Origin of the sequence: Vibrio sp. 2092, from assembly GCF_033339635.1 — a bacterium.
In the GTDB taxonomy this organism is placed as follows: domain Bacteria; phylum Pseudomonadota; class Gammaproteobacteria; order Enterobacterales; family Vibrionaceae; genus Vibrio; species Vibrio alginolyticus.
Genome location: NZ_JAWOUY010000015.1, coordinates 46,857 through 71,437 on the forward strand (window position 1 = coordinate 46,857; position 24,581 = coordinate 71,437).

Here is a 24,581-nt window from a genome sequence, read left to right on the forward strand (position 1 = left end):
TCCTTATTGTGCCAAGAAATCTTGCGCGAAACGCTGCAGAACACCGCCTGCGTTGTACACGTGAACTTCGTCAGCGGTATCTAAGCGACAAGTAACCGGAACATCGACTTTATCGCCGTTGGTGCGTGTGATAACCAGCGCTAAATCAGCGCCCGGCTTGATTTCTCCAACCACGTCGTAAAGTTCCGTACCATCCAGCTCTAGCGTATTGCGGTTAACGCCCGACTTAAATTGCAGTGGTAGTACGCCCATGCCAACCAAGTTAGTACGGTGAATACGCTCAAAGCCTTCAGCAACAATGGCTTCTACGCCCGCCAGTCGAACGCCTTTTGCTGCCCAGTCACGGGATGACCCCTGACCGTAATCCGCGCCAGCCACCACGATCAATGGTTGTTTACGATTCATGTAGGTTTCAATCGCTTCCCACATACGAACCACCTGTCCTTCTGGCTCTACACGCGCCAGAGATCCCTGCACGACTTCGCCGTTTTCCTTCACCATTTCATTGAACAACTTTGGGTTAGCGAAGGTCGCGCGTTGCGCCGTTAAGTGGTCACCACGGTGAGTCGCGTAAGAGTTGAAATCTTCTTCTGGCACACCCATTTTCGCTAAGTATTCACCTGCTGCGCTGCTTGCGAGAATCGCGTTGGATGGTGATAAGTGATCAGTGGTGATGTTGTCGCCCAGAATCGCCAATGGACGCATACCAGACAATGTTCTTTCTCCCGCTAGCGCACCTTCCCAGTACGGTGGTCGGCGGATGTAGGTACTCATCGGACGCCAGTCGTACAGCGGGTTGGGATTTTGCTCTTGATCATTCAGCTTAAACATCTGAATGTAAACTTGCTTAAACTGCTCAGGTTTAACATGAGTACCGACAACTGCATCGATCTCTTCATCGCTTGGCCACAAATCATTGAGATAAATTGGTTTGCCGTTTTGGTCCGTGCCAAGCGCATCGCGCTCGATATCAAAACGAATTGTACCGGCTAGTGCATAAGCGACAACCAATGGTGGTGAAGCCAAGAAAGCTTGTTTGGCGTAAGGATGGATTCGACCATCAAAGTTACGGTTACCAGAAAGCACCGCTGTTGCATATAAATCACGGTCGATGATCTCTTGTTGGATTTTTGGATCCAGCGCACCACTCATACCGTTACAAGTTGTACATGCGTAACCAACAATGCCAAAGCCAAGCTTCTCTAGCTCTGGTAATAAGCCCGCTTCTTCCAGATACAAGCGTGCAACTTTAGAACCCGGAGCAAAAGACGATTTCACCCAAGGTTTACGTACAAGACCAAGTTCGTTGGCTTTCTTCGCGACAAGGCCAGCAGCAACCACGTTTCTTGGGTTACTGGTATTCGTACATGAGGTAATAGCAGCGATGATCACTGCACCATCTGGCAACTCGCCTTCTTTCTCTTCCCACGCTCCAGAAATACCGCGCTGTGCCAACTCAGAAGTTGGTAAACGACGATGAGGGTTTGACGGACCAGCCAAGTTACGGCTAACTGATGATAAATCGAACTCAAGTACGCGCTCGTAAACGGCGCTATCAAGATCGTCTGCCCAAAGACCGGTTTGTTTTGCGTAATTTTCTACTAGAGCAACTTGTTCTTCATCTCGACCAGTTAGTTTCAAGTAATTGATGGTCTGCTCATCAATATAAAACATGCCAGCTGTTGCGCCGTATTCTGGTGTCATGTTTGAAATCGTTGCGCGGTCTCCGATCGTTAGATCACGTGCGCCTTCTCCGAAGAATTCAAGATATGAAGATACCACACGCTCATTACGCAGAAACTCAGTAATCGCGAGGACAATATCCGTTGCGGTAATGCCCGGTTGACGTTTACCCGTCAGTTTGACACCGACAATATCTGGTAGACGCATCATTGATGGTCGGCCAAGCATGACGGTTTCAGCTTCCAGACCACCGACACCTATCGCAATAACACCAAGAGCGTCTACGTGAGGTGTGTGACTGTCCGTACCCACACAGGTGTCTGGGTAGGCAATGCCCTGCTTTGCTTGTACCACAGGAGACATTTTTTCCAAGTTGATTTGGTGCATGATGCCATTCCCAGCTGGAATCACGCTGACGTTTTCAAACGCTGTTTTACACCACTCAATAAAGTGGAATCGGTCTTCATTACGGCGCTCTTCAATCGCGCGGTTTTTGTCGAAGGCATCAGGGTCAAAGCCCGCATGTTCAACCGCTAAAGAGTGGTCAACGATCAATTGTGTCTCAACCACTGGGTTCACTTTTGCAGGATCACCGCCCTGATCTGAAATGGCATCGCGCAGACCCGCTAAATCGACTAGAGCGGTCTGACCAAGAATGTCATGACAAACAACGCGTGCTGGATACCAAGGAAAATCAAGATCGCGTTTGCGTTCAATTAACTGTTTCAGGCTATCTGTCAATGTGTTCGGGTCACAGCGGCGGACCAGTTGCTCAGCTAGCACGCGAGAGGTATAAGGGAGTGTTTCATAGGCTCCAGGAGAAATGGCATTGACGGCTTCGCGTGCATCAAAATAATCCAGTTGAGTTCCCGGAAGCGGCTTACGATATTGAGTATTAATATTTGTGTTCATGGTTTGCTTCCATTCAGTCTTTACATCTTGCCTTCATCAAGGTTTTCCATTGCTCCAGAAACACAGTGATGAGAGGATCTCCTTCCTCTGTTAGAGAGAATGACAAAGGAAGGAGGTGGTCAACCAAAGCATATAATGCCCTCGTTGACCTTCGCGCTAGCGATTCTCGATAGGCACCCATTCTTGATGATCTGGGCCCGTATAATCGGCACTTGGGCGAATAATACGGTTATTGGCACGCTGTTCATAAACGTGTGCAGCCCAGCCCGTTAAACGACTCATCACAAAGATTGGGGTAAATAGTTTGGTTGGAATGTCCATGAAGTGGTAAGCCGATGCATGGAAGAAGTCCGCATTACAGAACAGACCTTTCTCTCGCTTCATCACTGATTCAACACGCTCAGAAACCGCATATAGATGAGTATCACCAACTTGTTTCGATAGCTCTTTGGACCAGCGTTTTATTAAGGCGTTGCGAGGGTCACTTTCACGATAAATCGCATGACCAAATCCCATGATCTTGTCTTTATTGGCTAGCATTTTCATGATGTTCGCTTCCGCCTCATCGGGCGTTTGCCAATCTTCAATCATTTCCATCGCCGCTTCGTTCGCACCGCCGTGAAGTGGTCCACGAAGCGTACCGATTGCAGCCGTGATACAAGAATGGATGTCTGACAACGTTGATGCACAAACGCGTGCCGCGAATGTAGAAGCATTAAACTCATGTTCAGCATAAAGAATGAGCGAGCAATGCATCACTTGTTTGTGCAGCGCAGATGGCGCTTTGTCTGTAAGTAATCGCAAGAAGTAACCACCGATGCAATCTTCAGTCTGATCCTCGGTGTTGATACGCACTCCATCATGACTAAAGCGGTACCAGTAACAGATGATGGCAGGGAACAAGGCTAGCATACGTTCGGTTGCTTTCAGTTGCTCCTCAAAGCTCATTTCCTGCTCTAGGTTACCCAATACAGAACAACCCGTGCGCATTACGTCCATTGGGTGTGCGCTTGCAGGAATTAACTCTAAAGCTTGTTTTAGCTCGGCTGGCAAACCTCTAAGGCTGAGTAGGTGTGTCTTGTACGCATCAAGTTCTTGTTGATTTGGCAAGTGACCGCGTAACAGAAGGTGAGCCACTTCTTCAAACTGTGCGTTGTTCGCAAGATCAGTAATATCGTATCCACGATAAGTTAAACCAGTTCCCGTTTTTCCGACAGTACATAAAGCTGTGCTTCCTGCGCTTTGACCACGAAGGCCTGCGCCACCTAATTCTGCTTTCTTTTCTGCAGTTTGAGACATTGTTTGAACTCCTTTTCTGTCTGACTTTTCCCTCTCTGGGGTGTTTTTAGCCAAACGAATTTCACGTTATTAGATGAGATAAATTCCGATTATCTTTTTCTTAGGCTTCCGTTTATTTTTGCTTTTCCCCCGCTATTTCCCTTCAGAGAATAACTGGTCAAGTTTGTCTTCGTAGTCGTGGTAATTCAGGTGCTGATACAACTCTTTACGTGTTTGCATCGAATCAACCAGTGCTTCCTGATTACCCACTTCTAGCAAATGTTTGTAGACCGTTTCAGCAGCTTTGTTCATGGCACGGAACGCACTTAATGGATAAAGCACCATGTCCACTTTTGCTTTCGCTAGCTCATCGCAGCCATACAGCGGTGTCGCGCCAAATTCTGTAATATTCGCCAGAATAGGAACGTGCTTTCCGGTCGCTTGCTCAAGCGCATTTGAAAACTGAAGGTACTGGTCCAGCTTGTTCATCGCTTCTGGGAAGATCATGTCTGCGCCAGCTTCCACACACGCAATCGCGCGCTCGATTGCGCTGTCCATGCCTTCAACAGCTAACGCGTCAGTACGAGCCATAATCACGAAACTTTCATCATTGCGTGCATCAACCGCGGCTTTTACACGATCAACCATCTCTTGCTGGCTGACTATTGCTTTGTTCGGACGATGACCACAACGTTTCTGTGCGACTTGGTCTTCCATGTGCACCGCTGCCGCGCCCGCTTTTTCCATCGCTTTGATCGTGCGAGCAATGTTAAATGCACCGCCAAAACCCGTGTCGATATCAACCAAAAGAGGCAAATCACATGCGTTAGTGATGCGGTCAACGTCAACCAAAACGTCGTTTAATGTTGTGATACCGAGATCCGGCAATCCGTATGACGCATTTGCGATACCGCCACCAGACAAGTAAATCGCTTGGTGACCCAAGTTTTTTGCCATCATGGCGCAATACGGGTTTATAGTGCCGACAATTTGTAGTGGATTATTTTGTTCAATGGCGAGTCTGAATTTCGCTCCCGGTGTTAAGCTCATGACGAATTCCTTCTAGTCTTTGTCTAAACTTTCTGTATGTATAATTTGAGATTGGATGAGCTTTCGACTTCCTGATATGTGTCTTCTCATCAACATTTCTGCAAGCTCTTCATCGCGATTGCGAATGGCTTCCAAAATGAATTTGTGTTCGGTGAGCGCCTCATTCGGGCGAGATTGCGCACGTGGCGACTGGTAACGATACATCCGTAATAAGTGATAGAGTTCATCACACAGCAGAGATATTAACTTACTGTTTCTGCTCGCTTGGATGATGCGATAGTGAAAATCAAAGTCACCATGTTGATGGAAGTAAGACGCGCCTTCCATTTGGTCTATATGCTTGGAATGTGTCGACAATAGCATTTCCAAGCTTAAGAGCTCTTCTTGCGTAATGTGTCGCGCAGCTAACCTTGCCGCCATGCCTTCCAATGCTTCTCGAACGGCATAAAGTTCTATCAGCTTTTCCGGAGAAAAAGTGGTCACTCTAGCCCCAACATGAGGAATTCGCTCGATGAGCCCTAGCCCCTCTAAGCGCATCAATGCTTCACGCAAAGGCCCACGACTGACTTGATATTTCTTTGCTAGCTCAGGCTCTGATATCTTATGGCCAGGCTTCACATCGCCATTAACAATGACTTCAATCAGTGTTTCGGTCAGCGTTTCGGATTTGGTGTGTTCTTTCTCAGAACCCAGCACTTTATAACGAGCTTTCAACTCAGAGTTCATATTCAGATACTCTTGTTACCGACATCGAAATGTCTACAATTTCTTAACCTGAATATAAAGTAGTCGATCAAAGTGTCGACAATCAAGTAAATTGTCGACAATTTAGACTAAGGTCGTAATTTAAACGGGCCTAAAATGCCCATTAAGTGCCTTTTTTAGCAGAAATAAAGAATGGTGAGTTCATATTGTCGACAACTTATAAACCTTTAAGCTTATGATCTAAAAACTAAAAGCTCAGCTGTCGAACAATAATCGGATAAAAAACTATTCTTCAGGTACAAATTGATCAAAGACTTGTTGCGAAGTCATCTTTTGTGAAGCGGAATTGAGGTCATAATAAGCTGGCTTTTCATCGGTAAAAATCTCTAAAGTGAGTTTGAAATCTGGGTTATCGAACAAACCAGCGGAAAGAATGTACTCACCTGTCGGCAACAAATGGTAGAAAAGGTTTGTGCCACACTCACCGCAAAACCCCCTCACTCCCCAGTCTGACGACTGATAACGTTTAGGTTCGCCACCTTTAAACGTCACGTTAGGCCCACAATGCACCGCATGAAGTGCGCCACTCGACCATTTTCGACACATAGAGCAATGGCACAGGCTAACCTCATTTTTAACCTCAGCGATGACTTCAATTGCGCCGCACAAACACGTCCCTTTCATTCTCTTTTCCTCGTTCATTTTCCGTCATTTTATTATGGCCTACCAAAGCGTAAAGCCGCGTGACCTAACACCAACTTCTCGCCGTGAACTTTATGAACAAAATAACCGAAATGCTCAATATTCTCTTTATATCTCTTTTACAGACAGATATTTAACACTTAATTAACCTTTACACCAAGTTCAGCTTTAACGCTTACAAGGCATAACAACTGAGCAAAAACAATAAGGCTCAACTAAATAGAGTCGCTAACATAAGGAACGTGAACATGTTAAAGGTACTCAAACCAACGCTCGCCGCTTCAATCATCGCAGCTTCATTTTCATTCAACGCTCTTGCTGCAGATATTGAAAAAATGCACTTTCTTATCCCTGGAGGTGCCGGTGGCGGTTGGGACATGACCGCCCGAGGTACTGGTGATGTATTAATAAAGTCAGACATCGTCGAAACCGTATCATTTCAAAACCTATCTGGTGGCGGCGGTGGCAAGGCAATCGCACATTTGATTGAAACGGCTGATCGTCAAGAAGATACACTCATGGTGAACTCAACACCGATCGTCGTTCGTTCGCTCAGTGGGATCTTCCCACAATCTTTCCGCGACTTGACTCCTGTTGCCGCAACGGTTGCCGATTATGGCGCCATTGTTACATCAGCCGATTCTCCTTACAGCTCTTGGGAAGATGTCGTTAAAGCTTTTAAAGAAAACCCACGTAAGGTGAAGGTTGCTGGTGGCTCTGCTCGTGGTTCTATGGATCATTTGGTTATAGCAGCAGCTTTCAAAGGTGAAGGTTTTGATGCGCGCAAAGTTCGTTACATTGCCTATGATGCAGGTGGAAAAGCCATGGCTGCCCTACTTTCAGGCGAAACACAACTGCTCTCTACAGGGCTAGGTGAAGTACTCGAAATGTCTAAGTCTGGGCAAGTGAAAGTGTTAGCGATTACAGCACCAAAACGTTTAGAAGCTGCGCCTAACATTCCAACTCTCACCGAATATGGTAATGAAACTGTCTTTGCTAACTGGCGTGGATTCTTTGCAGCACCAGGCACAAGCCAAGAAAAGCTAGATGAATGGAATGCCGCATTTACTAAAATGTATAACACCGACGAATGGCAAGTCGTTCGAGACCGCAATGGTTGGATCGACAACTATAAAGCGGATAAAGCATTCTTCGCGTTTCTTGAAGATCAAGAGCAACAGATGGGTGACTTAATGCGCGAGTTAGGCTTCCTGAAGTAACAGTCGAATTGGGGTCCCTCAGATACCAACCTCAATGAATAACGTAGGTTGGTATTTCCCCATTGTATTTGCACTCTAAGTTTCACCGCATATGGACATTGTCGACAATCGGCATGCACACTCCTTTGTTTATATACCCAAAGCGGCTCGACTAGCAGCGAAATGCTTAATTGTTAATGGTTTAGTTTATTCATTGACGTCCATATGCGGTCTTTTTTACTTTTGTTAGGAGTTGAATATGCCTCGTTCAACCAACTTTTTCACCAAAGAGTACTTGCTCTGTCGTGACCGCGTCGGCGCAATGATCTTTCTACTCTTCTGTCTTTGCTACGGTTATCAAACCTCGCAGATTCCATTGTTTCCAGGTGATGAGTATGAACCATTCACCGCACGCACTCTGCCAACCATCCTGACTTACGTTGGTGTCGGCCTTTCTTTGCTATTGCTGGTGACAGGACAACCAGATAAACAAAGTGGCGCAGTGCTGACCTTCAATTGGAAGTTACTGATTGCCTTTTTAATTTTAATGGCGCTCTACGGCGTGGGCCTGACTTATCTAGGTTTTGTGATAGCTACTGGCTTGTTTTTATTGGCTGGCTTTTATCTGCTCGGGGAAAGACGTAAACCCGTTCTGTTTGGCGCGTCGTTTCCATTCGTGATCGCGTTCTACTTATTACTCACTCAAGGTTTGGACATCTATCTCGAACCGGGTTTGATTTTCACCATCTGGTAGTCAAAGAAAGGACTGAATTATGTTAGATGGAATTCTACAAGGTTTATCCACCGCAGTAATGCCAATGAACATTATGATGGTGATCGTTGGTTGCTTCGTCGGTACATTTATCGGCATGTTACCTGGACTTGGGCCGATCTCAGCCATTGCTTTGATGATCCCAATTACTTATGGCCTAGAGCCCTCCTCTGGCCTTATTTTAATGGCGGGTGTTTATTACGGTGCGGTATTTGGTGGCTCTACATCGTCGATTTTAATTAACGCGCCGGGTTGTTCTTCAACCGTGGTCACAGCATTCGACGGCTACCCAATGGCTCAAAAAGGCCAGGCAGGTAAAGCATTAGCTTTGGCAGCTTATTCGTCTTTCACTGGCGGTACGCTATCTGCCATTATGTTGCTTGTTGCCGCACCAGCATTGGCTAGCGTCTCTCTTAGCTTCCAATCGTCGGACTATTTTGCGTTGATGCTACTTGGGTTATCAGCAGTCGCGGCTTTTGCGGGGAAAGGTCAGGTAATCAAAGCGTGGATGATGACCATTCTTGGTTTGATGCTATCTACAGTTGGAATCGATAAAGGCGTAGGCGTTGAACGCTTTACCTTCGGTTTAACGGATTTAATGGATGGCTTTAGCTTCTTGTTGCTTGCAATGGCGACATTCGCACTGGGTGAGACACTGATGGGCATCCTTAAACCATCAAAAGACACCAGCGATGAAGAACAAGAAAAGCTGAGCAACATTGGCTCAATGAAAGTGACCAAGGAAGAAATCAAAGATGTTGCGCCTGTTTCAATTCGCTCTTCAATATTAGGTTTCTTCACTGGCGTTCTTCCTGGCGCAGGGGCAACCATTGCTGCTTTTTTAAGCTACGGTATGGAGCGCAACCTCGCACCTAAAGAGAAAAAGGATGAGTTCGGTAAAGGCAGTATCCGTGGTTTGGTTGCGCCAGAGTCTGCGAACAATGCAGCATCTAGTGGTTCATTTGTACCGCTATTAACGCTTGGTATTCCGGGCTCTGGTACAACAGCAATAATGCTCGGTGCGCTGATCGCTTATGGTATTCAACCTGGCCCTCGCCTATTTGTTGAACACCCAGATGTGTTCTGGTCAGTGATCATTTCCATGTACTTCGGCAACATCGTACTTGTGATCCTGAACTTACCATTGATTCCGTACATTTCAAAGCTTTTGGCGGTTCCAAGAACGGTGCTTCTACCGATGATTTTATTCTTCTCAATCACCGGGGTTTATTTGGTCTCTTTTAACACTATGGATGTGTTCGTGATGCTGATTGTGGCTATGGCTGCCATTGCACTTCGGCTCGCTAACTTCCCGCTCGCACCTTTATTGCTGGGCTTCATCCTTGGAGGATTAATGGAAGAGAACTTACGCCGCGCATTAATGATTTCAGATGGAGAACTGAGTTTCCTATGGGAGCGTCCTATTACCCTTACCTTTACTGTTTTAGCTGTATTGGTATTGGCAAGTCCACTAATCGTAAAGCTGATTCAAAAGTTTAAAGCACAGCCAGTCAGCGTTGAGCAGTAATCGCTGTCTCTTTCAACCTAGATAAAGCCATCCATCGTGATGGCTTTATCTTCCGCCCTCCAAATCGTTCGCTTATTGTGCAGATGGTATTGACAAATCACTGTCGTTATATGAAGGTGATTGTATGAACACACACTTAGCGCAACTTAACCAACGAATTATCATCATTCCATAGGAATGGTGGGATTTTTTGATGCGCTCAGTATTTATCGAACCCACCCATAGCGGTGGGTTTTCTGTCTCTACCGTATGGGAAAAGCTCTCTTGGAGGCGGTCACAATGCAAAAAATAGCAGTTTTTGGTAAACCCGGCAGTGGAAAATCGACGGTAAGTAAAGCAATCGCGTCTGCTACCGGTCTTCCTCTTCATCAATTAGATTCAATAGTCTATAAACCAAACGGTGATCCCGTTGAGCGTAGCGTTTTTGATGAAGCTCATAGCAATATACTAAGCTCAGATCGTTGGATTATAGATGGCCTTGGACCGATCAGCTCTTTCAACGCTCGTTTAGATGCAGCCGATACTCTCATTTATATTGATCTACCATACTCAGTAAGCTATTGGTTTGTGACGAAACGTCTCCTTAAAGGACTATTCATTAAACCTGAAGGATGGCCTGATGGTAGTTCGGTACTGAAAGGAACGTTACAAAGCTACAAAGTTCTTCAGCAATGCCCTGCATTCTGGAATGATGACTTTATGTCTCGCCTCGAGGGGTACTCTCAAACTAAAGCCGTTCATGTCATCAAAAACGTTACAGAACTGAACAATTTTGTTTTAGAGCGGGTAAAGTAAACCTCATATCAGAACGTTAGAGCATGTGGGTTAGATCATCTGAAGCTCTAACAATGAAAAAGAACATAACAAGGATTGCTTATGCTTTTAGAACTAGCACTTTTATTCGTTGCTGGCGTAATTGGTGGGATCATTAACTCCATAGCGGGAGGCGGAAGCTTTATTACTTTTCCGGCTCTATTGGCAGTAGGTGTTCCTCCTATTATGGCTAACGCAACAAACACGTATGCTTCATGTGCGGGTTACATTAGCGGAGCCGTCGGGTTCAGAGAAGAGATCATGAAGAACAAGCATGAACTGCTGTTCACAGTCTCATTCAGTTTAGTCGGCGGCGCTGTCGGAGCATATCTGTTGCTCAACACGCCAGAATCGCTATTTATGGAAGCTATCCCTTGGTTACTCTTATTTGCCACCGTGCTTTTTCTCACCGGTTCTCGTTTAACAATGCTAATCAAAACTGTCGCGAAAGAGCACAAACATGCTGGCATACTCGGAGCAATCGCGTTGGGTTTATTACTTGTTGGTGTCTCTGCTTACGGTGGTTTTTTCAACGCAGGTTTAGGGGTTATTGTTCTGAGCTATCTGGTAGTAGCGGGCCACCAAGACATTAATTTAATGAACGGTTTGAAATTGCTCGTATCTACGTGTGTTTCACTCATTGCTATCGTGATTTTTGTTGCCAATGGCTCCATTGACTGGCACACAGGTAGTGTTGTTTTGGTCGGTACGTTGGTAGGTGGGTATCTTGCAGCTCGTGTCTCTCGTCAACTGAATCCCAATCATGTTAAAGGGTTTGTTGCTCTTTCTTCTATTCTCATCACTATCTACTTTTTCATTGATGTTTATGTTTAAGCAAAACTTGTACAAGTGGATAACAATCCTACAAAAACACCAGCGCGAAAGATTAATGCAGATAGCTTAACGATTTTTTGTGTCACTCCAGCGAGGTTAGGAATCTAATAGCACTACACTGAGCGGCTAATGAAACCATTTTGATCACAAAGTGCTCGGATGGAAGATCCTGTATCACGCTCCTTCGTCGCTGTACAGGATGACGAGAGATAGAAATATGCCACTCGCAGTTAAACGAGTGGCATTGATCGAGAAAGATGGCGTTTTACATCAATAATAAGCGAAAGCAACGCTTACTTAATCAGCCCTACTTCTTTGTAGTATTTGAGCGCACCTGGGTGAAGAGGCGCAGATAAACCGTCTTTTACCATTTCCTCTTTCTTCAAGTTTGCAAACGCTGGGTGGAGACGGCGGAAATCATCGAAGTTTTCAAATACCGCTTTAACCACGTTATAAACCACATCTTCTGGTACCGCAGTAGAAGAAACAAACGTCGCGCCCACACCAAAGGTTTGAACATCACTATCTGTGCCACGATACATACCACCCGGGACATTTGCGACACGATAGAAGCTGTTGTCTGCAACCAGTTTTTCTACATTAGGTCCAGCTACCGTTACGATATTACTATCACACGACGTAGTGGCTTCTTTAATCGCTCCACTTGGGTGGCCAACGGTATAAATCATCGCATCAATTTTGTTATCACAAAGTGCTTTTGATTGCTCTGCTGCTTTTAACTCAGAGACAAGCTTAAAGTCGTCGTTACTCCAACCATACTGGTTCATTAGCACTTCCATAGTACCTCGCTGACCAGAACCAGGATTACCAATGTTGACGCGCTTACCTTTCAAGTCATCAAAAGTTTTGATGTTCGCGTCTTTACGTGCAACGACAGTAAACGGTTCTGGATGAACGGAGAATACGGCGCGTAGCTCTTTAAAAGGCCCGCTTTCTTCAAACTTACTGGTTCCTTTGTAAGCATGATACTGCCAGTCTGATTGTGCGATACCAAGGTCCAATTCACCAGCACGAATAGTGTTGATGTTATAAATCGACCCCCCAGTACTTTCTACCGAACAACGGATACCGTGCTCTTCTCGCGATTTGTTAACCAAGCGACAAATAGCGCCACCAGTCGGATAATAAACCCCTGTTACGCCACCGGTACCAATCGTGACAAACGTTTCCTCCGCAGACGCAGAAAAGCCTGTTGTGAGAGCAGCCAAAGAAGCCGCAAGTGCGATTTGCTTAAACTTAAACATTGAACATCCCTTTTACCTGTGTTGATGACCGTTTAAGTATAGCAACCGTTAACAATTTGATAACGTTTGAGTTCTCATCCTTGGAGGTTGATTTATAGATATATACTTTTTTATCAACTTAACCTGCTGATAAATAGCGTTTATACTTTTATCCCATAAAAAAAGCGTTGTATAAACAACGCTTTGTAGTTAGTGAAACGGATGGTTACACCGTTGGGACTGATGCTCGCCACGCTTGGTTCTGGCTATCTGAGATAGATCGGAACAAGTCACGTAGTTCTTTCAATAAGCCTTCTTGGAAACCAATGTTTTCATCGGCTTTCTGTTTGGCTGCTTGTGCGCGAGTCGCTTGTACTTCATCATCTTTGCTGCGCGCTTGCGCTTTGGTTTGCTCTACATTCGATGCTGAGTTTGCCATCTGGCCCAAAGCTTGAAGAATCGCGTTCTTCGCTTGGTTTGAGCTCATCAACTTATCGAACTTACGGCCACCACTTGTCAGCTGCGCTGTCGTGTCTGCGATATTGTCTTTCGCTAGTGAGTGCGCACGCTTAACCTGATCTTGCTGCGTTTTAGACAAGCTATTGTTATTTAATAACTCTTCTGCTTGATCGAAGCCAGCTTTTTGCGTTTTAAGTACATTATTGCTCGCCATTTCATTCTTGATTTCTTTCCCTGCTTTGAAAGAACCAAGGGCACCAATAATTGCGGTAGCACCCGCTAGTACACCCGAAACGACTGCCATCGCGATCATCGCGCTTGCCGAGTTGTTTAGTTCTGCCGCTTGGCTTTCTAAACTCGCGACGTTTGCTTCAACAGCAATTTCACGTTGTAGCACTTGTTGCTCACGGCTCAGCTTTGATACTTGATACAACAATGTTAATAGCGTCAACGATTGTGATACCGCATCTGATGGTGACTTGATCACCTCCTCACCGTTAAGCGCTTTCATCGTTGTGCTCATTAATGAGCTCACCGTCGGTGCAAGAGCGCTCATTAGGTTTGCAACAACTTGAGCTTGGTTACTCACTGTAGGAGCTTTAGGTGTCTCTAACTGGTAGCGTGCTGCACCAGAAACACCTGACTCACTTTGGCTTTTAACGGCGCCCGCTTCAAGCTTTGTTTCCGGTGCTTTTTCTGCTTTGTTGGTTTTAATGGTATCGCCTAAACCGTATAGTTCACCACGACCCGTTCCGCCTACTTTATCTAGCATAATAAACTCCTTATACCGTTGCAGGACGGCTTAACACCGTTTGCATAGTTTCACTTTTCGCTTGAATCATTTGCATGATGAGGCTCATCAGCTCTTGGAAGTCTTCCATCAACTTACCAATCTCTTCTTTGAGCTTATCAATGACAGCCTGGCTTAACGTCATTTTGGCTCGAAGGTCTGTGATATCAGCCTGAATCTCTGTCACGTGAGCATTGTTAGCAGCGTGGACACTGTCCGTTGCGCCTTTACCCACGTTGACGGCGAGATCAACGGTTTCTGCGCCATAACGAATCGCTTTCGCTGTTGTTGTCGCAGCTTTTGTGCCCATATCTGCCACTTTCGCCATGTTTGCAGCGGCTTTCGTAGCGATTTCCGTGACCTTTTGAGCTACCTTACCAGCACCTTTCGCTGCAAGTTTCGCGATACCGCCAGCTGCTGCACCACCAAACGTCACAACAGCTCCGATAACCGCGACGGCGATTTCTAATGCCATTACGACTTTGTTTAACACATCGACATTTACGCCCGCTTCTTTTAGCGCATCTTGAACGGCTGGCTCTTGCAGCGCCATGCTCACTGCTCCCATAACGCCACCAGCGATCATAAGTGCACCGGCTGCTGCACCAACACCCGTTGCCACCATTACGGCACCAACAACAATAGAAACCACCGCACTGATCCAACCAAAGATCTTCGCTGCTAAGCCTGATTTTTGGGCTTCTTTTGCAGCGGCTTCCGATTCTTTGATTTTGTCTTGGTTTTCCACCATCTCTTTTTCGTGCTTAGCTTTTGCGACCTTCACTTCCTGAATTTTCAGCTCGTTTTGAGCACTTTTCAGTTTATCCGTGATAGCAGCAAGCTCTACTTCAAAATCATCAGCAGATCCTGCGATGATTTTGACGGCAATCGAACCTGTTTGGTCTGCAACTGCATGGAGAGATTTTGCAATGGTATCGACGATCTTTTGCAGCTGTGCCATGGCTTTTAGCGTCAAATCATTCACTTTGTCACTAACAGCTGCGTTAGGTGCATCTAACTGAACTTTTACTTTTCCGGTGTTCAGTACATCTGCATCTTTACTCTTCACGTTTTCTACCGTCACAGAAGGCGTCGCTGTAGACGCCGTTTTCTGCACGTTATCTAACGTGGCTTGGCCAGATTCAGGGCTATAAACCTGTGTCTGGATGCGGTCAAGTGCAATAGAACTCATAGTCTAATTACTCCTTTTTATTTCTCACCGCTTCTAACATGATGCCTGCACGCTCATGCAAATCTGCATATTGTGATTTTCCGGCAGACATCTCCTTCGCGCTGTAAAACCCACTCTCTGCTTCTGTCAGTTGTTCCAGTTTCAGGTGACATTCAGCAGAGTGAAAAGGTGGGCGTGGATCATTTACGTCCACTAGCGCTGCGTAGCTGTAGGCGTCTATTGCCTGCAGATACTCACCCAACTCCTGACGAGCCGCGCCAAGGCCAATGAAAAATCGCGCCTGATAATGATCAAGCATGCTGAGTAATTGAAATACTTTCGCTGCTTGCTCAATCTTTCCCGATTGGAAAAAGTTGTAACCTACGGCATAAATGTGTTCGATGGTGTCCTGAGACACATCGTGCAACATTTTTAGCGTGCCTCCCTCTTCCAGAAAAGACAGCAGCTCTTCTGCTTGCATTTGGGATGGATCGGTCGCGTTTGTTTTAGTCATGGTTGGTTATCCTTAAATGGCTCGTAGGATTTCTTGTAAAATACTGTGGTACTTCTGAACAAACTTGTTCATCGCTTCAACGGTCGAGTTGTATTGAGAACTGGTGTCGTTCAGCTCAGTGGTTTTGATTTGCACTTCATCGTTAAGCAACTTGGATTTAGCACTGACAGAACTAGAAAAATTAGACAGTTTTTTCGACTTCTCTTCGTCTTGGTACGACGCACCATCACCGATAGTAATACCTTGTGTTTGAAGGAAGTCTCGATGGTTTGTTATCTTATTATCCGTCAAATACTTGTACTCAGGTGAAGCTTCAAAATCCGTTTGATTACTGTAGTTAAAGTCACTCGCTTTGAAGTTACTTTCTGGATATCCCGGCTTATAAACCCCATCAACACTTTGCGTAGAGTGAATTTTTGATTGCACAACACCAAAAACTTTAAGCTGTATTGTGAGATCCTCTAATGCCTCTTTCTGGTCATTACGTTTCTCTAAACGGTTAACACGACGCTCATTTAGTGCAAGCAGCACTTGCTCATCAAAACGGTCTCCAATGCTGGACTCAACAACGGCCAACAAATCACGAGCCGTTAGAGAGTGCTCTGCTCTCACCTCGCGATCCGCTTTCTCTTTATCGGTGATATTGAGTAGACGCTCTTTCAATGCTCCTAAGTTCTTGCGCAATGCCTCGTATCGCTCAGTAAATGAAGCCCCGGTAGATTCACCTTTTACTATTTTTTCAAACTGTAATCGGATATCTCGTTCGGTGTTTTCTTTGATCAAATTAACTTGAGCTGCCGTTATTTGTGTTTTTTGGACATCGGCTATCGCGCTGTCCTGGTAAAAGTCGTCGATTTCTATATTTGTTAAACTCACCGCGAAGTTGGCGAACAGACTAGAAAGGGTCAAAGGCTCAGTTCCACCAATGACAGTGTTAAGTGCTGCTTTTAGATTGTTCGTTCCACTCGCCTCACCATAAGCTGCGCTATATTGGCCTTTCACTTGAGCGGCCATTTCATCTAACGCTTCTTTAAGCTGCTGTTTAGAAATACCAGGAGTCCAGGTAATTCTGCTAGCTAGCGCACTTGCGTCATCGGTGCTTAAAGTAATACCGATGCCTTGAAAACTACTTTTTAATTGAGCTGAGACTTGAAGAGCGAAACTCTCTTTAGTCAACAGGAAATCCGAGCTCTTCAGTTGCGCGAGATTAACGGAACCTAAGCTACTAAAGGCATTGCGAAGAAAAGAAATAGAAGCATCTCTCACTTCACGGGAGCTCATTTGATTAGCAAGCTCTGCAACAAAAAGAGAAATTTCTTTGGTGGCATTAGCCAGACCTGTCTCGGAGAAGTTGGCGATCTGCTCCGCTTGGTTACTCTGAGTCCCCAAATTGAATTGACTAACAAACTCAGTAGATAACGAGCTATCTACATTGTCCGTCAGTAACTGACTAAACCAAGCATGAAACTGATTTGATAGCGTTTGGTTTGTTTGAGCATTAAACTCGGCTGCGGTTAATTCGCCATCTGAGTTAGCACTTTGTAGCGACTTTAGCCAAACAGATGCGGTGTCGGTCAATGATATACCAGCAAACGCGTTATTTTTCGCTTTTAGGTTTTCAAGCGTATCAACATAAAGCGCGATGCTCTGTGATTCCGTTTGTCCCGAGATAGTTGGCAATGAAGAGATTATCGAGGCAAGTTGCTGAGTCTCTGCTTCACCCAGTACAGGGGTAAATACCTCTATCAAGTTTTGTTGGAAAGTGGGTAATGGTGCACTACTCGCAGCTGTGTCTGTTGCTCCTGTCGTAGAGCCAGTCGTTTTCATATTCGTCATTTCCAAACCTCTAAATCATCATGCCGCGCATCACTGTGGGACGCTTTCTGCGTTTACCTGACGTACCTTGTAGCTGAGTTTGTTGTTGCCGGCGGCGCTGGACTTCGTCTATTAGCTCTTGCTCTGCACGTTTCATGGTATCTACTGGCGCTTTTATGCCGCCAAGTAATACATCCCCCGCAACAGGACCAACACCTAAGCCTTCCAATAGCTCGTTAAAAATATCGGTTCTGTCTTCAGCTTTTCTAATGGCAAGCTCAGCGTTCTCAATCGCATCGGTAAACGGTTGCTTCATCTTGATTCCTATCTTAAAGCGGGTCATCTCATCGGTGCTGTCAGTAACAGTCGTGAGTTTTTACTTTTTCAACTTTTTCAAAGGTCTATAATCTGCTAGGCGTAAACAGTACCAGTCTTCTAGCTCATCATGGCTTGCACCGCATGCTTTTAGATAGAACTGTGCCAATCGCTGGCTGCTCATGTTGCTACCACGTAACACATCGACGTTGCCGCGAATGACCCAATCGGAGGGATAAAGTTGAATGGCATGTTCAGCCAAGAGAAATAAGCCGGCAAAGGGGTTACTCAACCCCAATTTTGGACGAACGCGTTTCAGAAGAACGATGATGATTTCACCGTCCTCCACCCGAAAAACGAGCTCTAAGCCTTCAACTTCAATTCGATAACCAAGTTGAATTTCACTTTGTTGCCAAAAGTATGGCGTCACTTCGATCCCCGCTTGCGCCAGCGAGAGTATTAGTTTTGTTTTCATTACATCCCCACCCTTCCAAGTGGCTGAATATTGATTTGCTGGGTTAGTTCTTGAAATGACAAAACGGGCAGATCGTAGTATTCCGATTCAATAAGCTTTCGCACATATCGGCGTACATCCATAGACACAACTAGCACAGGTTTATTCGGCATGCGGCTTAAGTCACCAATGGTCTGTTTCACATCACTGACAAATTGTTGCGTTACTGACGGGTCTAACGCCAAGTAACTCCCTGCTGAGGTTTGACGAATACCGCTGCGTATTGTGTCTTCGAGACTTTGATCCAATAAGTAAGCGGGCAACATGTTTTGTCCGCTCGCGTATTTGTAGCAAATGTAACGTTTTAAGCTGGAACGAATGTACTCCGTCAGCTGTACAACATCTTTCTCTTTTTGGCCCCACTCAACCATCGCTTCCAAGATCACGCGAAGGTTTCGGATAGAAATGTCTTCAGAAACCAAGCGTTGCAAGATTTCCGTCATTTTTTGCAACGGAACAATACGCTGGGCCTCTTTGACTAGCTCCGAATAACTGCCTTCCATCTGCTCCAACAGATAACGCGTCTCCTGAATACCAATAAAGTCTTGCGCGTACTCCTTAAGAACATGAGACAAGTGGTACGTTAAAATTCTGTCGGGTGTGAGAAAACCGACATGACTGGCTACGAGTTTTTGCTCATAACTCTGTGCCACCCAAATGCTAGAAATACCGGGTAGAAAATCTTCATCTTGCTCATAAGGCACGCCTAATAAATCGATCTGTTCATTCCCTTCTGTCACCAAGAGTTGATCTTTAACAATTCGTCCTCGTGCAACCGGGACTTCTTGTAACTGAATTAAGTACTCGCCATTTTGCATCCCCTCGTTAAAGCGCAGGTGGATGCCTGGGAAAGGCACGCCTAGGTCGAGATATAGTGCGCGCCTCACCCTTGCTAGCTCTTCATTTAATGCGACCGCTTCCAAGCTTTCCTGAAGGCTCGCGTCAAGATCAATCAACAGCGGGACCGTCATGGCGAACTCTTCTTGCTCACCTAACTTACCTTTGCTGTTTCTAGAAGGCGTGGGTTTGCTTGGCTTCGCTGCTGGCGAACCGGCCCCTTGCGAAACAAAGCTTGATAAGTCGGTGCTATCTGATTCCGCTTGTTTTTTCTGTTGATAGAAAAGGAAGAAACCACCACCACCAACCACGGCGGCCAAGACCAGAAAAGTGATTTTTGGGAATCCAGGGATGAGTGCGAACAGCACCAAAAGCACACCACCAATAAGAAGCGCACGTGGCTGAGCAATCACCTGCCCACCAATGTCCGACCCAAGATCAGAAGAGTCTTCATGGGAAACACGCGTCACGATAATACCGGCGGTAATCGCGATAAAGAGTGCCGGGATCTGCGATACCAAACCATCGCCAACGGTCAAAATCGCAAACAATTCAAGTGCTTCAGAAGCACTCATGCCTTTTTGCGTTACCCCGATCGTGACGCCACCTAAGATGTTGACCACAATGATGACCAGACCCGCAATGGAGTCGCCTTTAACGAACTTCATCGCGCCATCCATCGAGCCATACATTTGGCTTTCTTTTTCAATCAGTGATCGTCGGTGCCTAGCTTCGTGTACGTCAATTACTCCGGCACGCATGTCACCGTCAATACTCATCTGCTTACCAGGCATCGCATCGAGTGAGAAGCGCGCACTAACTTCTGCTACCCTTTCTGAGCCTTTGGTGATCACCATAAACTGAACAATGGTAATGATCAGGAACACAACGATACCGACCACTAAGTTACCGCCCACAACGAAGTTACCGAATGTATAAACGATTTGACCAGCATCGCCTTGTAGCAAGATCAAGCGGGTTGTCGTGATAGATAAAGACAGACGAAACAATGTCGTGATCAATAGCACCGCAGGAAATGCAGAGAACTCAAGTGGCGTGGTGATGTAAATCGCTAACATAAGCAGCACCACCGCAATGCTCATGTTGGTGCCAATCAGCACATCCACCAGTGCGGTAGGAAGTGGCAATATCATCATAAAGACGATCGCGAGTAACATCACCGCAAGCATGATGTCTTTGCGTTGCCCTACTTTGTTTAGAATATCGATCAACTTATTCATGTGATTCACTATTTAAAGATTGCAGATAGCGTCGGTGCGCTTGGCGTGCCCCATCGACGTCATTTTGTTTCCAACGCGCTTGGCTTAAACAAAACCAGAGTCCTGCCGAGTCAGGATGAAGGTCGGATTTTAATAAGTGCTCGCACACCTCAATCGCCCGGGTATATCGACCACTTTGTAAACATGCCACAGCAAGTGTTTGCATCGCCTCTTTGTGCTGCGGTTCTATTTCTAGAACCGCATCGAGAATAGAAATGGCATGCTCTGGCTTTTGGTATTGAACTTGTAGCGCAGCGTGAACAAGTAAGAGTTCAATGTCTTTGGATCTCAACATGTTGGTTAGACCTGAATAAGAAGATTGAGCGCCATAGTGAGGTAACGCTGATCAAGTTGTGTACTTTGTAGCGTTTCGGATGCTTTGATAAAAGAAACGGAGCCTGAATCCTGTGCAAGAACTTGCAGCTGAGCTAACGTTTCATCAAATTGTTGACGGTATTTTTCTGGACGCAACAACTCTGAGTGCAGCAGCTTGGGCTTAGTTAACGCGATGAGATATTGGTCTGAAGGCCTGAGATCATAGAGCTTCTCTAAATGTGTAGCGACCGCCTGACCATCAGGAAGCAATTGAAATCGCTCTGGGAAATCGGCCTTAACTTCACTATGAGTAACATGCGTAAAGGCTTCGATGCCTACGTTTAAAGTGCTGACTCGAGTCATGAGCCTGCCACATCGTTATGTAGACGAGCCAAAAGCGTAAACGCTTGCTCTAAGGTCGGAAGTGTTACTTCCTCTCCTTTTAGCCTTGCTGAAAAAACCAGAGTTTGCTCATCTAACAAGCCGGTTTTAATTTCGAAAGGCCAGCCTTGATCGGCATGACACAAACACAGTGCACTTTGAATAATGTCACTGGTTTGATGCCAAGATAACGCTCGAGACAACATCAAGAATAACTGCTCACCCTGTCGCTCAATATGCAGCGTACCACTTTGCTCAAAATCCAGCTGCACCCGTCCAGCTGATGAGAAATCGACGGCATCGAGCCCCATTCCTCGGCAAAATTCATCGACGGATGCATCAATCCAACTCATCTTCCCACGCTTCCTCTTCTTCTATATCAATGGCTTCGTCTAGCGCCTTTTGTACCGCTTGGATTAAATTCTGTCGTTGTTCTTCATCGGCGAATACGTCAATTGGGATTGCGCGAACTAACTTATGGAACTCTCGAAAAAAATCGATTTTTTGTTCTACCGCCGTCAATTCCATTGCGTTGGCGACTTTCCATATCTCATCACTGCTTACCCATCGCTGCTCTACCAACGCAATCACATCAGCCATCAAATTAGAAACTTGATAAGCCATAATTCGTCCTTTCCGGTTTAAACATTTGGAACAGCTGACTCACACGATCTTGCAACGTATTTAGAGTTTTGAGTTTTTGCATATCGGACATCAACCACTGCAACTTAACCGAATCGATACTGCTACCTTGAACACTAAGGTCTGCACTCATGCCTTGCAGCATAAAGTCAACAGCGGTCGATACCTCCTGCTCACCAAAGCGCGCCACTACATCTTGATAAGCCGCGCCGAGCCCTTGATAACTATGAACGGTATCGCGGTAGAAGCCGCGCAGCTGATGCAAAGAGCTAAACTCTTGCTCTTGGCTGTATTCATCAGCAAAATTTGAGACGCGGATTTCCGTATCGATTTGAGACCATGTATCTGGGTTTTGCTCGATTCTTAGAAGTGCTTGGTCAATCAGTGCTAGTAGGTGTTTACTTTCTGGACTCGCACTCAAAAACTTTTTAACGGCTTTTAGCGCGAGGTATTGATGGCTTTTCTCCTCGGAAAACCCATTCAAGTAGGCTTGTAATTGCGCGATGGTCGAGATATTTCCTCCCGCCATTTTTGTAGCCAAATCTTTGATCTTTTGATTCTTTTCAAGATCAGGGACTTTTCTTAAATAGTCCGAAACGAGTTCATGTGCTTCATTAACTCGAACACCACTGTCTTTCACTTTGCGCTTGGTCAGATCTTTCTCTGCTTTTTCGGAACCGAGTGAAGTGAGTTCTTCCATCGCATCAAAAAGTGATTGTGTGGCATTGTGAACACGGACGGTTTCACCGCGATAATTGCCTTTTTGTGAAACGTCGGGGCGAGACGATTCCAACCCGTTTTGGATAGACGCATCAAACTTTGGATTTGTTGCGATATGATTGTTGATAATACTCATTCACTTGCACTCCTTCCGCACAATACAGGCGAATTATAGGAAGTGCGCTTTGTTGAAGCTGTCAAAATCAGACGTGTTTTTTTAGTGCGCTTTCAGTTTTCTAAAAACTCCCGACTGATATTCACTATAAATTGATTCTTATACTTTCTATTCTCTCAGCATCAATCATTGCGCATATTTTTACCTTGAACGATTTCTCATACATCACTGATATCCAACAATCTGCGATTAAACACACGCGTTTGATCCAAATTCGCGGGCGCGTTACGCAAGTCACCGGCACCATTATCAAAGCTGTCGTCCCTGGCGTTCGTGTAGGTGAACTGTGTGAGTTGCGTAATCCCGATCAAACTCTGTCTTTGTTAGCGGAAGTGGTTGGCTTCCAGCAGCATCACGCTTTGCTCACTCCGTTAGGAAATATGTTTGGGATTTCCTCAAATACAGAAGTAAGCCCAATGGGTAAAATGCACGAAGTGGGTGTTGGCGACCACCTGTTAGGTACAACGCTTGACGGGCTTGGACGTCCTTTCGATGGTACGCAAAGTCAAGAACCAAGCGCTTGGTATCCTGTTTATCGCGATGCACCACCACCAATGCAACGTAAACTGATTGAAAAGCCAATCTCTCTTGGCGTTCGATCCATTGATGGGCTACTGACCTGTGGTGAAGGTCAGCGCATGGGTATTTTTGCAGCGGCTGGCGGGGGTAAAAGTACCCTACTGGCAAAACTGATTCGCTCCGCAGAAGTTGACGTGACCGTTCTCGCTTTGATTGGTGAACGTGGACGCGAAGTGCGCGAGTTTATTGAGCATGACCTAGGCGAAGAAGGAATGGCCAAATCGGTTTTAGTGGTCGCTACCTCTGATCGCCCAGCAATGGAGCGCGCCAAAGCCGCCTTTGTTGCCACTTCTATCGCAGAATATTTTCGTGACCAAGGTAAACGCGTGCTACTGCTGATGGATTCGGTGACGCGTTTCGCCCGCGCACAGAGGGAGATTGGACTAGCCGCAGGCGAGCCACCAACACGACGTGGCTATCCGCCTTCCGTTTTTGCCGCTTTGCCAAAGCTGATGGAACGAGCTGGACAATCAGACAAAGGATCAATTACAGCACTGTACACCGTGTTGGTGGAAGGTGACGACATGACAGAGCCTGTCGCGGATGAAACTCGCTCCATTTTAGATGGGCACATCATTCTCTCGCGTAAACTTGCCGCAATGAACCATTACCCTGCGATTGATGTACTTCGGTCAGCAAGCCGAGTGATGAATCAAATCGTTGAATCCGATCATCAGGCGTCTGCTGCTCATATTCGCGAAATGTTAGCTAAGTATGAAGAAGTTGAACTGCTAATAAAAATTGGCGAATACCAACATGGCGCAGATAGCCGAGCGGATTTGGCCATTGCACAAAGTGATGATATACGCGCCTTTTTACGCCAAGGCACTCATGAACCAAGCGATCTTGATGGCACTATCGCTCAACTTAAAGGGATGGCGAAACAATGATAGAACGCTTATTAGAAATCAAAAAAATTCGCGCTGACCGTGCGGATAAAGCCGTCAAGCGTCAAGAATACCGAGTGTCAAACGCCGCAGCACAGGTTCAAAAGGCCGAACGTTCTGTCGCGGACTATCACGTTTGGCGCCAGGAAGAAGAAGAGCGACGTTTTGCTAAAGCAAAACAACAAACGCTCGTTCTCAAAGAGCTAGAAACATTAAGACAAGAAATCGCGTTGTTAAGAGAGAGAGAAGCCGAACTTAAACAACGTGTGGCCGAGTCAAAAAAAGCGCTTGAAATCGAACGCTCGGCACTTAAAGAAAAGCAAAAAGAGGCGCGACAAGCCCATAAAACCAAAGAAAAATTCGTTCAGTTGCAGCAACAAGAAGTCGCGGAAAAATCGCGAGAAAGGCAATACCAAGAAGAACTCGAACAGGAAGAGTTTCGCACTGTCGACATTATCTAAAGGTTC

Annotated in this window: 25 protein-coding genes; 7 read left to right on the plus strand and 18 right to left on the minus strand. The window is 45.8% G+C overall.

Translation table 11 applies throughout. The features are described 5' to 3' along the window. Positions 1 to 3: 3 nt before the first annotated feature. The 5 genes from acnD to R7P80_RS21220 all read right to left on the minus strand — a co-directional run bounded on the left by acnD (position 4) and on the right by R7P80_RS21220 (position 6,312). Positions 4 to 2,595 carry a Fe/S-dependent 2-methylisocitrate dehydratase AcnD gene (gene acnD, locus R7P80_RS21200; protein WP_033906151.1) on the minus strand — a complete coding sequence of 864 codons (2,592 nt, stop codon included), beginning with the start codon at positions 2,593 to 2,595 and terminating at the stop codon, positions 4 to 6. Between the two features lie 156 nt (positions 2,596 to 2,751). Further along, positions 2,752 to 3,894, minus strand: a complete 1,143-nt coding sequence (prpC, locus tag R7P80_RS21205) for a 2-methylcitrate synthase (RefSeq protein WP_005377283.1) — start codon at positions 3,892 to 3,894, stop codon at positions 2,752 to 2,754. A 132-nt stretch (positions 3,895 to 4,026) separates the two neighbouring features. Further along, positions 4,027 to 4,923: a methylisocitrate lyase gene (prpB, locus tag R7P80_RS21210; protein WP_005388185.1), complete on the minus strand. Its 897-nt coding sequence runs from the start codon at positions 4,921 to 4,923 to the stop codon at positions 4,027 to 4,029. Positions 4,924 to 4,935: 12 nt separating this feature from the next. Beyond that, positions 4,936 to 5,649, minus strand: coding sequence for a GntR family transcriptional regulator (locus R7P80_RS21215; RefSeq protein WP_005377279.1), 714 nt, complete (start codon positions 5,647 to 5,649; stop codon positions 4,936 to 4,938). A gap of 264 nt (positions 5,650 to 5,913) precedes the next feature. Further along, positions 5,914 to 6,312: a GFA family protein gene (locus tag R7P80_RS21220; protein ID WP_213969897.1), complete on the minus strand. Its 399-nt coding sequence runs from the start codon at positions 6,310 to 6,312 to the stop codon at positions 5,914 to 5,916. A gap of 266 nt (positions 6,313 to 6,578) precedes the next feature. Between R7P80_RS21220 and R7P80_RS21225 the strand changes: the two genes are divergently transcribed. The 5 genes from R7P80_RS21225 to R7P80_RS21245 all read left to right on the plus strand — a co-directional run bounded on the left by R7P80_RS21225 (position 6,579) and on the right by R7P80_RS21245 (position 11,476). Continuing rightward, entirely contained in the window at positions 6,579 to 7,550 is a 972-nt protein-coding gene (locus R7P80_RS21225) for a tripartite tricarboxylate transporter substrate binding protein (protein WP_005388181.1), read from the plus strand. Positions 7,551 to 7,788: 238 nt separating this feature from the next. Continuing rightward, positions 7,789 to 8,283 carry a tripartite tricarboxylate transporter TctB family protein gene (locus R7P80_RS21230; RefSeq protein WP_005377273.1) on the plus strand — a complete coding sequence of 165 codons (495 nt, stop codon included), beginning with the start codon at positions 7,789 to 7,791 and terminating at the stop codon, positions 8,281 to 8,283. Positions 8,284 to 8,302: 19 nt separating this feature from the next. Further along, positions 8,303 to 9,829 (plus strand): tripartite tricarboxylate transporter permease, encoded by a 1,527-nt coding sequence (locus R7P80_RS21235; RefSeq protein WP_005388177.1) that lies wholly within the window; start codon positions 8,303 to 8,305, stop codon positions 9,827 to 9,829. Positions 9,830 to 10,108: 279 nt separating this feature from the next. Continuing rightward, positions 10,109 to 10,624 (plus strand): adenylate kinase, encoded by a 516-nt coding sequence (locus R7P80_RS21240; protein WP_149192504.1) that lies wholly within the window; start codon positions 10,109 to 10,111, stop codon positions 10,622 to 10,624. Positions 10,625 to 10,705: 81 nt separating this feature from the next. Next, positions 10,706 to 11,476, plus strand: a complete 771-nt coding sequence (locus R7P80_RS21245) for a sulfite exporter TauE/SafE family protein (RefSeq protein ID WP_005388172.1) — start codon at positions 10,706 to 10,708, stop codon at positions 11,474 to 11,476. Between the two features lie 293 nt (positions 11,477 to 11,769). Here R7P80_RS21245 and R7P80_RS21250 read toward each other — a convergent pair whose 3' ends face one another. The 13 genes from R7P80_RS21250 to sctW form a co-directional block, all read right to left on the minus strand. Further along, positions 11,770 to 12,741: a TAXI family TRAP transporter solute-binding subunit gene (locus tag R7P80_RS21250; RefSeq protein ID WP_005377264.1), complete on the minus strand. Its 972-nt coding sequence runs from the start codon at positions 12,739 to 12,741 to the stop codon at positions 11,770 to 11,772. A 205-nt stretch (positions 12,742 to 12,946) separates the two neighbouring features. Further along, positions 12,947 to 13,951: a type III secretion system translocon subunit VopD gene (gene vopD / locus R7P80_RS21255; protein WP_005377262.1), complete on the minus strand. Its 1,005-nt coding sequence runs from the start codon at positions 13,949 to 13,951 to the stop codon at positions 12,947 to 12,949. 10 nt (positions 13,952 to 13,961) lie between these two features. Next, entirely contained in the window at positions 13,962 to 15,161 is a 1,200-nt protein-coding gene (vopB, locus tag R7P80_RS21260; RefSeq protein ID WP_005377260.1) for a type III secretion system translocon subunit VopB, read from the minus strand. 7 nt (positions 15,162 to 15,168) lie between these two features. Then, a complete protein-coding gene (gene vcrH / locus R7P80_RS21265; protein ID WP_005377258.1) occupies positions 15,169 to 15,654 on the minus strand; it encodes a SycD/LcrH family type III secretion system chaperone VcrH in 486 nt (161 codons plus the stop codon). Between the two features lie 12 nt (positions 15,655 to 15,666). After that, complete coding sequence (locus R7P80_RS21270) at positions 15,667 to 17,490, minus strand: virulence-associated V antigen (protein WP_064368454.1); 1,824 nt, start codon at positions 17,488 to 17,490, stop codon at positions 15,667 to 15,669. 10 nt (positions 17,491 to 17,500) lie between these two features. Then, positions 17,501 to 17,785: an LcrG family type III secretion system chaperone gene (locus R7P80_RS21275; protein ID WP_005377254.1), complete on the minus strand. Its 285-nt coding sequence runs from the start codon at positions 17,783 to 17,785 to the stop codon at positions 17,501 to 17,503. A 60-nt stretch (positions 17,786 to 17,845) separates the two neighbouring features. Continuing rightward, positions 17,846 to 18,259: an LcrR family type III secretion system chaperone gene (locus R7P80_RS21280; protein WP_005377252.1), complete on the minus strand. Its 414-nt coding sequence runs from the start codon at positions 18,257 to 18,259 to the stop codon at positions 17,846 to 17,848. After that, positions 18,259 to 20,385, minus strand: coding sequence for a SctV family type III secretion system export apparatus subunit VcrD (gene vcrD, locus R7P80_RS21285; protein WP_104979251.1), 2,127 nt, complete (start codon positions 20,383 to 20,385; stop codon positions 18,259 to 18,261). The genes R7P80_RS21280 and vcrD overlap by 1 nt, the downstream gene beginning before the upstream one ends. Next, positions 20,369 to 20,710 (minus strand): type III secretion system chaperone VscY, encoded by a 342-nt coding sequence (gene vscY, locus R7P80_RS21290; protein ID WP_005377248.1) that lies wholly within the window; start codon positions 20,708 to 20,710, stop codon positions 20,369 to 20,371. The genes vcrD and vscY overlap by 17 nt, the downstream gene beginning before the upstream one ends. Positions 20,711 to 20,715: 5 nt before the next feature. After that, entirely contained in the window at positions 20,716 to 21,093 is a 378-nt protein-coding gene (gene vscX, locus R7P80_RS21295; RefSeq protein WP_064368455.1) for a type III secretion system protein VscX, read from the minus strand. Next, complete coding sequence (gene sycN / locus R7P80_RS21300) at positions 21,090 to 21,464, minus strand: type III secretion chaperone SycN (protein WP_005377240.1); 375 nt, start codon at positions 21,462 to 21,464, stop codon at positions 21,090 to 21,092. Before sycN ends, vscX begins: the two co-directional genes overlap by 4 nt. Then, positions 21,451 to 21,735 (minus strand): TyeA family type III secretion system gatekeeper subunit, encoded by a 285-nt coding sequence (locus R7P80_RS21305; protein WP_005377239.1) that lies wholly within the window; start codon positions 21,733 to 21,735, stop codon positions 21,451 to 21,453. Before R7P80_RS21305 ends, sycN begins: the two co-directional genes overlap by 14 nt. After that, entirely contained in the window at positions 21,716 to 22,609 is an 894-nt protein-coding gene (sctW, locus tag R7P80_RS21310) for a type III secretion system gatekeeper subunit SctW (protein ID WP_017821331.1), read from the minus strand. The genes R7P80_RS21305 and sctW overlap by 20 nt, the downstream gene beginning before the upstream one ends. A 185-nt stretch (positions 22,610 to 22,794) precedes the next feature. Between sctW and vscN the strand changes: the two genes are divergently transcribed. After that, on the plus strand, positions 22,795 to 24,117 hold the full coding sequence (gene vscN, locus R7P80_RS21315; RefSeq protein WP_182039224.1) for a SctN family type III secretion system ATPase VscN: 1,323 nt from the start codon (positions 22,795 to 22,797) through the stop codon (positions 24,115 to 24,117). After that, the gene (locus tag R7P80_RS21320) at positions 24,114 to 24,575 is read left to right on the plus strand and encodes a type III secretion protein (protein WP_005377236.1); all 462 of its coding nucleotides are present in this window, start codon (positions 24,114 to 24,116) and stop codon (positions 24,573 to 24,575) included. Before vscN ends, R7P80_RS21320 begins: the two co-directional genes overlap by 4 nt. Positions 24,576 to 24,581: the final 6 nt, after the last annotated feature.

Bases quoted from the DNA above. Each gene is read 5' to 3' on its own strand.
- sctW (WP_017821331.1), bottom strand. From the start codon at position 22,609: ATGAGTATTATCAACAATCATATCGCAACAAATCCAAAGTTTGATGCG.
- R7P80_RS21225 (WP_005388181.1), top strand. From the start codon at position 6,579: ATGTTAAAGGTACTCAAACCAACGCTCGCCGCTTCAATCATCGCAGCT.
- R7P80_RS21275 (WP_005377254.1), bottom strand. From the start codon at position 17,785: ATGAAGCAACCGTTTACCGATGCGATTGAGAACGCTGAGCTTGCCATT.
- vopD (WP_005377262.1), bottom strand. From the start codon at position 13,951: ATGCTAGATAAAGTAGGCGGAACGGGTCGTGGTGAACTATACGGTTTA.
- R7P80_RS21235 (WP_005388177.1), top strand. From the start codon at position 8,303: ATGTTAGATGGAATTCTACAAGGTTTATCCACCGCAGTAATGCCAATG.
- R7P80_RS21245 (WP_005388172.1), top strand. From the start codon at position 10,706: ATGCTTTTAGAACTAGCACTTTTATTCGTTGCTGGCGTAATTGGTGGG.
- sycN (WP_005377240.1), bottom strand. From the start codon at position 21,464: ATGAGTTGGATTGATGCATCCGTCGATGAATTTTGCCGAGGAATGGGG.
- R7P80_RS21230 (WP_005377273.1), top strand. From the start codon at position 7,789: ATGCCTCGTTCAACCAACTTTTTCACCAAAGAGTACTTGCTCTGTCGT.
- R7P80_RS21215 (WP_005377279.1), bottom strand. From the start codon at position 5,649: ATGAACTCTGAGTTGAAAGCTCGTTATAAAGTGCTGGGTTCTGAGAAA.
- prpC (WP_005377283.1), bottom strand. From the start codon at position 3,894: ATGTCTCAAACTGCAGAAAAGAAAGCAGAATTAGGTGGCGCAGGCCTT.
- vcrH (WP_005377258.1), bottom strand. From the start codon at position 15,654: ATGACTAAAACAAACGCGACCGATCCATCCCAAATGCAAGCAGAAGAG.
- vscY (WP_005377248.1), bottom strand. From the start codon at position 20,710: ATGTTGAGATCCAAAGACATTGAACTCTTACTTGTTCACGCTGCGCTA.
- prpB (WP_005388185.1), bottom strand. From the start codon at position 4,923: ATGAGCTTAACACCGGGAGCGAAATTCAGACTCGCCATTGAACAAAAT.
- vscX (WP_064368455.1), bottom strand. From the start codon at position 21,093: ATGACTCGAGTCAGCACTTTAAACGTAGGCATCGAAGCCTTTACGCAT.
- R7P80_RS21250 (WP_005377264.1), bottom strand. From the start codon at position 12,741: ATGTTTAAGTTTAAGCAAATCGCACTTGCGGCTTCTTTGGCTGCTCTC.
- R7P80_RS21220 (WP_213969897.1), bottom strand. From the start codon at position 6,312: ATGAAAGGGACGTGTTTGTGCGGCGCAATTGAAGTCATCGCTGAGGTT.
- acnD (WP_033906151.1), bottom strand. From the start codon at position 2,595: ATGAACACAAATATTAATACTCAATATCGTAAGCCGCTTCCGGGAACT.
- R7P80_RS21305 (WP_005377239.1), bottom strand. From the start codon at position 21,735: ATGGCTTATCAAGTTTCTAATTTGATGGCTGATGTGATTGCGTTGGTA.
- R7P80_RS21240 (WP_149192504.1), top strand. From the start codon at position 10,109: ATGCAAAAAATAGCAGTTTTTGGTAAACCCGGCAGTGGAAAATCGACG.
- vopB (WP_005377260.1), bottom strand. From the start codon at position 15,161: ATGAGTTCTATTGCACTTGACCGCATCCAGACACAGGTTTATAGCCCT.
- R7P80_RS21280 (WP_005377252.1), bottom strand. From the start codon at position 18,259: ATGAAAACAAAACTAATACTCTCGCTGGCGCAAGCGGGGATCGAAGTG.
- R7P80_RS21320 (WP_005377236.1), top strand. From the start codon at position 24,114: ATGATAGAACGCTTATTAGAAATCAAAAAAATTCGCGCTGACCGTGCG.
- R7P80_RS21270 (WP_064368454.1), bottom strand. From the start codon at position 17,490: ATGACGAATATGAAAACGACTGGCTCTACGACAGGAGCAACAGACACA.